The sequence below is a fragment of the Frankia sp. Hr75.2 genome (assembly GCF_949319125.1).
Taxonomy (GTDB): domain Bacteria; phylum Actinomycetota; class Actinomycetes; order Frankiales; family Frankiaceae; genus Parafrankia; species Parafrankia soli.
This window is the reverse complement of record NZ_CASGGV010000082.1, coordinates 1-5,419: the sequence shown is the minus strand read 5'-3', so window position 1 is coordinate 5,419 and position 5,419 is coordinate 1. Positions and strand designations below refer to the sequence as shown.

The window sequence follows — 5,419 nt, the reverse complement described above, 5'->3', positions numbered from 1 at the left end:
TCGGCCGGGAAAAGGTCCGGAAATACAGGTGGGGGCTGCTCCCGGCCACAGCCAGAAACAGCCCCCACCAAAAGAAGTCCGGCGGCGTCCTACTCTCCCACGCGGTCACCCACGCAGTACCATCGGCGCTGAAGGGCTTAGCTACCGGGTTCGGAATGGAACCGGGCGTTTCCCCTTCGCCAAAGCCACCGAAACACTATCAGACCCAACCGAAACCGGTCGCAGCCCGAGAACCGCACAGTGGACGCAGAACAGCAGAATCTTTGTGGTCAAGCCCTCGGCCTATTAGTACCGGTCAGCTCCATGCGTTGCCGCACTTCCACCTCCGGCCTATCAACCCGATCATCTAGTCGGGGGCCTTACCAGGCTACCCTGTGGGAGACCTCATCTCGAAGCGAGCTTCCCGCTTAGATGCTTTCAGCGGTTATCCCTTCCGAACGTAGCCAACCAGCCATGCTCTTGGCAGAACAACTGGCACACCAGAGGTTCGTCCGTCCCGGTCCTCTCGTACTAGGGACAGCCCTTCTCAAGTCTCCTGCGCGCGCGGCGGATAGGGACCGAACTGTCTCACGACGTTCTAAACCCAGCTCGCGTACCGCTTTAATGGGCGAACAGCCCAACCCTTGGGACCTACTCCAGCCCCAGGATGCGACGAGCCGACATCGAGGTGCCAAACCTTGCCGTCGATATGGACTCTTGGGCAAGATCAGCCTGTTATCCCCGGGGTACCTTTTATCCGTTGAGCGACGGCGCTTCCACAAGCCACCGCCGGATCACTAGTCCCTGCTTTCGCACCTGCTCGACATGTCTGTCTCACAGTCAAGCTCCCTTGTGCACTTGCACTCAACACCTGATTGCCAACCAGGCTGAGGGAACCTTTGGGCGCCTCCGTTACCCTTTAGGAGGCAACCGCCCCAGTTAAACTACCCACCTGACACTGTCCCTGATCCGGATCACGGACCGAGGTTAGACATCCAGTACGACCAGAGTGGTATTTCAACAATGACTCCACCGGAACTGGCGTCCCAGCTTCACAGTCTCCCACCTATCCTACACAAACCGAACCGAACACCAATATCAAGCTGTAGTAAAGGTCCCGGGGTCTTTCCGTCCTGCCGCGCGTAACGAGCATCTTTACTCGTAATGCAATTTCGCCGAGTCTGTGGTTGAGACAGTAGGAAAGTCGTTACGCCATTCGTGCAGGTCGGAACTTACCCGACAAGGAATTTCGCTACCTTAGGATGGTTATAGTTACCACCGCCGTTTACTGGCGCTTAAGTTCTGAGCTTCGCCCCGAAGAGCTAACCCGTCCCCTTAACGTTCCAGCACCGGGCAGGCGTCACTCCGTATACATCGTCTTACGACTTCGCACGGAGCTGTGTTTTTAGTAAACAGTCGCTTTCCCCTGGTCTCTGCGGCCCCTCCCCGCTTCGGAGGTAAACTCCTACACAGGAAGTGGCCCCCCTTCTCCCGAAGTTACGGGGGCATTTTGCCGAGTTCCTTAACCACAGTTCACTCGCACGCCTCGGTATTCTCTACCTGACCACCTGTGTCGGTTTAGGGTACGGGCGGCCCTGACACTCGCTAGAGGCTTTTCTCGGCAGCATGGGATCACCCACTTCGCCACAATCGGCTCGGCATCAGGTCTCAGGCACATGAAGCACGGATTTACCTGCACTTCGCCCTACACCCTTGCCCCAGGAAAACCACCTCCTGGGTTGGACTACCCTCCTGCGTCACCCCATCGCTTGCCTACTACCAGCCGGGATCCCGACCAGCCCAAGCCCCACCCGAAGGCAGAACAAAAACCAGAACGGTTAGCACAAACCAGGTTCAGCATGGGCGCGTCAGCGCCGGTACGGGAATATCAACCCGTTGTCCATCGACTACGCCTGTCGGCCTCGCCTTAGGTCCCGACTCACCCTGGGCGGAAAAGCCTGCCCCAGGAACCCTTGGTCATTCGGCGGACGGGATTCTCACCCGTCATTCGCTACTCATGCCTGCATTCTCACTCGTATGGCATCCACGGCTGGGTCACCCCGCCGCTTCACACGCCATACGACGCTCCCCTACCCACGCACAGACCTGGACCTCCGAAAAGGCCGGGTTCACTATGCATGCCGCAGCTTCGGCGGTGCGCTTGAGCCCCGCTACATTGTCGGCGCGGAATCACTTGACCAGTGAGCTATTACGCACTCTTTCAAGGGTGGCTGCTTCTAAGCCAACCTCCTGGTTGTCTATGCGACTCCACATCCTTTTCCACTTAGCGCACGCTTAGGGGCCTTAGCTGGCGATCTGGGCTGTTTCCCTCTCGACTACGAAGCTTATCCCCCGCAGTCTCACTGCCACGCTTCACTTACCGGCATTCGGAGTTTGGCTGACTTCAGTAAGCTTGTAGGCCCCCTAGGCCATCCAGTGCTCTACCTCCGGCAAGAAACACGTGACGCTGCACCTAAATGCATTTCGGGGAGAACCAGCTATCACCGAGTTTGATTGGCCTTTCACCCCTACCCACAGCTCATCCCCCAGGTTTTCAACCCTGGTGGGTTCGGTCCTCCACACGGTCTTACCCGCGCTTCAACCTGGCCATGGGTAGATCACTCGGCTTCGGGTCTTGGACATGCGACTCAACGCCCTATTCGGACTCGCTTTCGCTACGGCTACCCCACACGGGTTAACCTCGCCACACACCGCAAACTCGCAGGCTCATTCTTCAAAAGGCACGCGGTCACCAGGCTCCGAAAAGCCCAGCCCCCACGGATTGTAGGCACACGGTTTCAGGTACTATTTCACTCCCCTCCCGGGGTACTTTTCACCTTTCCCTCACGGTACTAGTCCGCTATCGGTCACCAGGGAGTATTTAGGCTTAGCGGGTGGTCCCGCCAGATTCACACGGAATTTCACGGGCTCCGTGCTACTTGGGATACTGCTCAAGAGACGTGCCGTTTTCACCTACAGGGCTATTACCCTCTATGGCGGTCCATTCGCATGACCTTCGGCTAACAACACGCTTTCTAACTCTTCGACGAAGCGGCAGCAACATCAGAACAGTCCCACAACCCCAGCTACGCAACGCCTGCCGGCTATCACACGAAACTGGTTTAGCCTCATCCGCTTTCGCTCACCACTACTCGCGGAATCACGGTTGTTTTCTCTTCCTGCGGGTAATGAGATGTTTCACTTCCCCGCGTTCCCTCCACATGCCCTATGTGTTCAGGCATGGGTGACAGGATTTAAAGCCCTGCCGGGTTTCCCCATTCGGAAATCCTCGGATCATAGCTCGGTTGACAGCTCCCCGAGGCATATCGCAGCCTCCCACGTCCTTCATCGGCTCCTGGTGCCAAGGCATCCACCGTGCGCCCTTAATAACTTGGCCACAAAGATAAAGATGCTCGCGTCCACTGTGCAGTTCTCAAACTACGAACGGAAACCAGCCGCGCCCGTGAGACCAAACCCATCACCCAAAAGGCGACAGCGGTATCCCACCACAACCAGCCCGCACACCCACCCCGCCCAACAACCCCGACAACCCGAAGGCCACCGAGGCACGTTGAACAAAAGCAGGGCCACACACGAGGGCACCTAACTCCCTCAGGACCCAACAGCGTACCGACCCACCAACCCCAGCCCCAACCCCAAGCCCACACAGGAACCCAGAATCCGAACCAGCAGCCAGCAGAACAAGTCAGCGTTCCACCCATGAGCATCCAGACCAGCCACTCGACTGACCATCGCCCTGGACCAGGCAACCACCCACTACAGGGGCACCCAGCCAGAAAGCTCCTTAGAAAGGAGGTGATCCAGCCGCACCTTCCGGTACGGCTACCTTGTTACGACTTCGTCCCAATCGCCGGTCCCACCTTCGACGGCTCCCCCCACAAGGGTTGGGCCACCGGCTTCGGGTGTTACCGACTTTCGTGACGTGACGGGCGGTGTGTACAAGGCCCGGGAACGTATTCACCGCAGCATTGCTGATCTGCGATTACTAGCGACTCCGACTTCACGGGGTCGAGTTGCAGACCCCGATCCGAACTGAGACCGGCTTTTTGGGATTCGCTCCACCTCGCGGTATCGCAGCCCATTGTACCGGCCATTGTAGCATGTGTGCAGCCCAGGACGTAAGGGGCATGATGACTTGACGTCATCCCCACCTTCCTCCGAGTTGACCCCGGCAGTCTCCTATGAGTCCCCGACATGACTCGCTGGCAACATAGGACAAGGGTTGCGCTCGTTGCGGGACTTAACCCAACATCTCACGACACGAGCTGACGACAGCCATGCACCACCTGTGCAGAGCCCCTAAGGACCCCATATCTCTACAGGATTTCTCTGCATGTCAAGCCCTGGTAAGGTTCTTCGCGTTGCATCGAATTAAGCCACATGCTCCGCCGCTTGTGCGGGCCCCCGTCAATTCCTTTGAGTTTTAGCCTTGCGGCCGTACTCCCCAGGCGGGGCGCTTAATGCGTTAGCTGCGGCACGGAGGCCGTGGAAGGTCCCCCACACCTAGCGCCCAACGTTTACGGCGTGGACTACCAGGGTATCTAATCCTGTTCGCTCCCCACGCTTTCGCTCCTTAGCGTCAGTTCCGGCCCAGAGACCCGCCTTCGCCACCGGTGTTCCTCCTGATATCTGCGCATTTCACCGCTACACCAGGAATTCCAGTCTCCCCTACCGGACTCTAGCCTGCCCGTATCGACTGCAGGCCCGGGGTTGAGCCCCGGGTTTTCACAGCCGACGCGACAGGCCGCCTACGAGCTCTTTACGCCCAATAATTCCGGACAACGCTTGCACCCTACGTATTACCGCGGCTGCTGGCACGTAGTTGGCCGGTGCTTCTTCTGCAGGTACCGTCACTCTCGCTTCGTCCCTGCTGAAAGAGGTTTACAACCCGAAGGCCGTCATCCCTCACGCGGCGTCGCTGCGTCAGGCTTTCGCCCATTGCGCAATATTCCCCACTGCTGCCTCCCGTAGGAGTCTGGGCCGTGTCTCAGTCCCAGTGTGGCCGATCGCCCTCTCAGGCCGGCTACCCGTCGTCGCCTTGGTAGGCCATCACCCCACCAACAAGCTGATAGGCCGCGGGCCCATCCCAAGCCGATAAATCTTTCCACACCACCAGATGCCCGATGATGTCATATCCGGCATTAGCCCCGGTTTCCCGGAGTTATTCCAGAGCTTGGGGCAGGTTGCCCACGTGTTACTCACCCGTTCGCCGCTAGGAGCAAGCTCCTCGCTCGACTTGCATGTGTTAAGCACGCCGCCAGCGTTCGTCCTGAGCCAGGATCAAACTCTCCATCAATGCTTTGAAAGAGATGGCCGGGCCGCCAAGCCCAACCGATCCTGACAAGACAGATTCTCGTATGAGTCTATCATTGCCAAAGGAATTTCCCACCACAACCAGAAACACTAAGCCCTGGCCATG

The 5,419-nt window shown here is 58.3% G+C and carries 3 rRNA genes; all 3 read right to left on the bottom strand.

The window, feature by feature from the left end:
• Positions 1-76: 76 nt before the first annotated feature.
• A 5S ribosomal RNA gene (gene rrf / locus AC559T_RS08115) occupies positions 77-193 on the bottom strand.
• A gap of 72 nt (positions 194-265) precedes the next feature.
• A 23S ribosomal RNA gene (locus tag AC559T_RS08110) occupies positions 266-3,376 on the bottom strand.
• Between the two features lie 412 nt (positions 3,377-3,788).
• A 16S ribosomal RNA gene (locus AC559T_RS08105) occupies positions 3,789-5,296 on the bottom strand.
• Together the 16S, 23S and 5S rRNA genes form the textbook arrangement of a ribosomal RNA operon.
• Positions 5,297-5,419: the final 123 nt, after the last annotated feature.